Origin of the sequence: Paenibacillus ehimensis NBRC 15659 (assembly GCF_004000785.1) — a bacterium.
Classification (GTDB): domain Bacteria; phylum Bacillota; class Bacilli; order Paenibacillales; family NBRC-103111; genus Paenibacillus_G; species Paenibacillus_G ehimensis.
In genome coordinates, this window is record NZ_BILX01000171.1 from 1 (window position 1) to 2,200 (window position 2,200).

Annotated in this window: 3 protein-coding genes; 1 reads left to right on the forward strand and 2 read right to left on the reverse strand. The window is 39.5% G+C overall.

Annotation, left to right across the window (positions count from 1 at the left end):
• Positions 1-112 precede the first annotated feature (112 nt).
• Positions 113-889: a recombinase family protein gene (locus PEH01S_RS34120; protein ID WP_127490440.1), complete on the reverse strand. Its 777-nt coding sequence runs from the start codon at positions 887-889 to the stop codon at positions 113-115.
• Between the two features lie 174 nt (positions 890-1,063).
• Here PEH01S_RS34120 and PEH01S_RS34125 point away from each other — a divergent pair, with 174 nt between their 5' ends.
• The gene (locus PEH01S_RS34125; RefSeq protein ID WP_127490441.1) at positions 1,064-1,288 is read left to right on the forward strand and encodes a helix-turn-helix domain-containing protein; all 225 of its coding nucleotides are present in this window, start codon (positions 1,064-1,066) and stop codon (positions 1,286-1,288) included.
• Positions 1,289-1,620: 332 nt separating this feature from the next.
• Here the strand turns inward: PEH01S_RS34125 and PEH01S_RS34975 are convergent.
• Positions 1,621-2,200: hypothetical protein (locus tag PEH01S_RS34975; protein WP_164828154.1), on the reverse strand; the 580-nt coding region annotated here is incomplete at its 5' end.

Sequence of the window (2,200 nt, forward strand, 5' to 3'; positions counted from 1 at the left end):
TTCAAGACAGCCATGGTGCAAGCTTCATACGTTTGAATTTGCTGCATCAGTTCCCGTTCCTCGGCATCCAATCTGTTCATAAGGGTAAGTTTCATATTCATGTTGCCTCCCCTCATATGATCGCCTGATGCTTGCCGATAGCTTCCACGTTAGCATACTGGTACATGCCGCTGTAAAAGCTGCGACGATCAAGGATTCGTTTGACCTGTACTTTGGTGAATGCCTTGCCTTGCTGCGTTTTGTAGTTTTCAAGGTTCAATTGGTATGCAATTTCGGATAATGTCCATTGGGGGAATAGCTCTTTTAATTCGAAGACACGCTCCACAATGACCGCTTGTTGTTCATCGATGACGAGGACTTTCGAGCCTTTCTTAGCCTTGTAGCCGAATGTAGCACGTCCTCCGGCATAACCGCCTTCCTTGGCCTTCTTATTGCGTCCTTTACCTAATTTCATGGCGATTTCTAGCCGTTGGTAAGCGTCCAATAGTTCCATCAAGCCATTGATTAAGAAGTCCGAAGGATCTTTCTTGTAGATGCTGTATGTCGGTTGTTCAATGGATTTCACGTCAACGTTGTATTTCTTAAATTCACGATGAACCAAAACTTTGACGATATCGCTTCTCCAAAGACGGTTTGTATTCAGGACAACAACATGGTTGATAGAACGCGTAGAGAGGAGGGAAAGCATATTCTGGAATCCTTCCCGGTCTACTTCTAAGGCGTCTTCGTCTACTTTTGCACCGCTGATTCCTTCGTCCACGAACACATGAAGCAGGTTCCATCCTTGCTGCTGACAATACGCTTCGATTTCTTCCCGTTGATACGACAAGCTGTAACCATCTCTCGCTTGTCCTGCTGTTGAGACTCGAACATAGCCGATGACGTTCATTGAATGTTCCCTCCGTTACAGAAATTAGGATTATTGTAACAACTAGAAACTACATAATGTATTATCTAATAACTACATTTTATATCATCTAGTCGATACAATCAATACAATCTTTCTTTTCCTGCCTTTTCATCTTATAATTTATGAAAAGATGTTCGGAGAGTAGGTAATAACATGGCAATTAGGGTTCGGTTAAAAGAAATACTCGAACAAAGAGAAATGTCTCAGCGTAAATTAGCAAGAAAAACAGGATTAACACCAAACACGATTAATCATTACTGTTCTGAAAATATTGACCGTGTACATCTAAGTACATTAGACGCAATATGCAAAGCGCTGGAAATTGACTTGCATGAATTACTTGTTTTTGAAGACGACAAAGAATTTAATGAAGAATAATTGTTATCGCATATAAAATAACCTCTTCATGTGACCAAAACAGCTGTGCACCATACAGCCAAAACCAAGCCTTCAAATAATGTAAACCAGCCCGGACATCGTAAGAAGATAAAATCGTTATTTCATAGCGTTTTAATCGGAATAATGTCAAGTTTTCTTGCGTTATGTATGGATTACTCTTTGTTTCTTTAAATTTCTCTCTTTTTATGTATGATGATTTTGGGTATCGCCAAAGCCCTATAAAGCCTTATTTCTTCTGGACTTTTAACCGATTATGTATGAAATTGTTATCGTTATCGCAGACATAACAATCGTATGTAAAAGGATCACTTTTAACCTAAATTTGCATAATCAATCTTGAGCGGAGCTAGCTTTGTTTGACTTGGGAAAGTGATTCTGCGAGCTAATCTCCGTCTATTGTCATAAGTTCCTGACTTGTACAATTGCTTTAATTCGGTTTCGGTGAATTGACTTTGCAATAGTTTAAATCCTAATACACTTTCAATCTGGCGAATGTCGTAAGGTTGAGATTTTAACCAACTAAATGGGATTCCTTCTATCGCTTCTGTAAACTGGATCGGCTTTAAAGCTGCTTCCGTCATTTGGATGAAAAATTCTTTCGTTAGAAGCTCAACCGCATGACGCTTAGGAGAAAATTTCTTCATTTCCTTGTAGCTTGGCCGAATCTCCATACGTAGAACCCCATGAGCTTGGTCAATGATTTCCTTTGGTTCTTTGCTATCGATACATTCTAATTGTTTGTTATAAAATATAGTTTCCCTGCTATCGTTTTTATGCCCAGCCGTTTCCAGATGTCCATAAGAATATGGCTTCATAAAGGGCAGCTTTAAACGCTGTATTTCTCGCACATAATCGCTGACCAATTGTCCAACCTGAAAATTCCAACATACG